Source organism: Candidatus Neomarinimicrobiota bacterium (genome assembly GCA_041862535.1).
Classification (GTDB): Bacteria; Fidelibacterota; Marinisomatia; order SCGC-AAA003-L08; family TS1B11.
In genome coordinates, this window is record JBGVTM010000043.1 from 1 (window position 1) to 2,446 (window position 2,446).

Annotated in this window: 3 protein-coding genes; 1 reads left to right on the top strand and 2 read right to left on the bottom strand. The window is 59.5% G+C overall.

Annotated elements, in window-relative coordinates; translation table 11 throughout:
• On the top strand, positions 1–381 hold a 381-nt coding region (locus tag ACETWG_01760), incomplete at its 5' end, for a response regulator transcription factor (protein MFB0515312.1).
• 33 nt (positions 382–414) lie between these two features.
• On the opposite strand, the gene ACETWG_01765 is transcribed toward ACETWG_01760, so the two are convergent.
• Positions 415–1,809: an APC family permease gene (locus ACETWG_01765; GenBank protein ID MFB0515313.1), complete on the bottom strand. Its 1,395-nt coding sequence runs from the start codon at positions 1,807–1,809 to the stop codon at positions 415–417.
• A 214-nt stretch (positions 1,810–2,023) separates the two neighbouring features.
• Positions 2,024–2,446: aldo/keto reductase (locus tag ACETWG_01770; GenBank protein MFB0515314.1), on the bottom strand; the 423-nt coding region annotated here is incomplete at its 5' end.

Below are 2,446 nucleotides of genomic sequence, written 5' to 3' on the forward strand. Positions count from 1 at the left end.
ACCAAGCCGTTCAGCGTGCGCGAACTGCAGGCGCGTATCCGGGCCCTGCTGCGGCGTCAAACCGGATATCAAAAGGACATCGAGGAGTTCACTTTCGGCGACGTGCACGTTGATTTCAAGAAGCAGGAGGCCATTAAGCGCGGGCAGCCGATCAAACTGTCAGCCAGGGAATTTGAAATCCTGAAATACTTTGTCCAGCACGAGGGTGAGGTGGTCACGCGCAATGCGCTGCTGGACGATGTGTGGGGCTATGAGGCCTATCCCACCACCCGGACGGTGGATAACTACATCCTCTCTATTCGCAAGAAAATTGAGGCTGACCCGGCCGAACCGCAGTACCTGCTAACGATCCACACTGCAGGATACAAGTTTGTGAAGTGAGCTGCACCCGGGTAACGATTTCCTGCTGCCTGCTCAGCTGATTCTTTTCAATCCCCTGAAATAGAAGACCAGGCCGACGGCCACCAGGCCCACGGCGCCGCCAACAACCTTGGTGACGAACCATAATGGCGAGGTTGCCACGTCGGTGGGCAGGGTGGCGAGGACGATAGAGATCGCGGTGGTGGCGAATCCGCACCCCGCTACCAGGGTCACCCCGATTGTGCCGCCGGGTATCATGAAGGCGGGCCTCTCTATGCCGGTGTTGCGCCGGCGCAGTACTGGCACGGCCAGGAAGAGGTACAGGTACGGGATGAAGTAGACAATGATGGTGGTATCGACCAGGACCAGGTACGCTTCCTCCACCGAGCTGCCCAGCGCCCCGAGCAATATGAAAATGGAGGCCCCGATCCCCTGGACCAGCAGCGCCACGTAGGGGGTTTCCCAGCGGGGATGAATGCGCCCCAGCACCGGTGGCAGGTAGCGGTCCAGTCCGACGACGAAGGGGACGCGGGCGGAACCGGCCAGCCAGGCACCGATGCCGCCCAGACCGGTCAGGATAATGAGCAGTCCTGCCAGGCGGGTCAGGGGCAGTCCCAGGCGCTCCCCGGCACCAGCGATGGTCTCGACTACCCCGGTTACCAGGTCTATGCCCGAGCCGGTGAAGGTGGTCAGCACTGCCAGGGTGCCGATGATGTAGGTTCCGGCGATGAGGGGGGCGGCGATGAGTATGGAGCGGGGCAGGGAGCGGGCCGGGTCCCGGACCTCGCCGCCCATGACAACGGCCAGCTCCAGGCCGGCCAGAGCAAAGCAGAGACTCGACCAGAGACCGACGTTTCGCTGGCTCAGGTTCGGCAAGAGGGAGCCGACAGTGAACGGATTTTGACCCATACCCAGGTTCAGCGCCGCCGCGCCCAGAATAATTAGCAGGGCTACCGCTATCCAGTTGGCCGTGGCACCGGTGTTCTGGACCCAGCGCCCCGTCCGGAGCCCGACAATGTTCAGGCCCATTGCCAGCCAGAGGATCGCGAGTGAAAAGCCTATCTGGTAGATGGTATTATCGGCCAGGCTGGCATATTGTTGGCCGAGCACGAACACCGAGTTCCCGGCCACAAAGACGATGAGCGAGGGGTAGTAGATGAGGTTATTGACCCAGTAAGCCCAGCCGCAGATAAAACCGTGAAAGGGTCCAAATGCCTCCCGGGTCCAGACGTAGATACCGCCTTCCTCTGGCAGGCGGGAGGAGAGCTCCAGGATGGCAAGTCCCTGGGGGATGAAGAAGAACAGGACGGCCAACAGCCAGAGGATAATGGATGATGGTCCGATATTCGCCGCCGTCAACAGCCAGCGCAGGCCCACCACCGCGACGATGTGGAGCAGGATTAGATCCCGGAGACCCATGATGCGGGGAAGCTGTGGGCGTTGGTTCAAGTGGGCTCCTTGAGATCTGGGCTGGGCGCTATAGGGTTGTGTTCACGTAAGGGGCACCTGGTGAGTCAGGTTGTCACCGAGCCGGGAGCCGCAGGATTGGCAGGTCCCATGGCGCAACTCTGTGTGCAGAGCAAAAGCACTATATTTAGTACTGGCAGGTGGTTTTTCACAAAACCCTTTCCCAGCCATACTGATAACTATGGGTCCATTCTACCTATTGCACGGCACTCGGGTCCCAGCTGACGCGAAAATCTCCATTCAGTGCATCGAGCGCGAGCATGTCTTCCTCATCGAGGTGAAAATCAAAGACCTGCGCATTTTCATGAATCCGTTGTCGGTTGACCGACTTGGGAATCACGACCACATCGTGCTGCAGTGCCCATCTAAGCATGATTTGGGCGGGGATTTTATGGTATTTGGCCGCGAGGGATGCGATGATAGGATGCCTGAACTGCTGGCCACGGGTCAGCGGGCTGTAGGCTTCCAGTTGGATTCCATGGCGGCGGCAGTATTCCAGCAGCCCTTTCTGATAGAGGAAGGGGCTGAACTCGACCTGATTGACAGCCGGGATCACCGGCGACCTGGCCACCAGTTCTTCCAGGTGTTGAATTGTATAATTGCTCACACCAACGGTGCG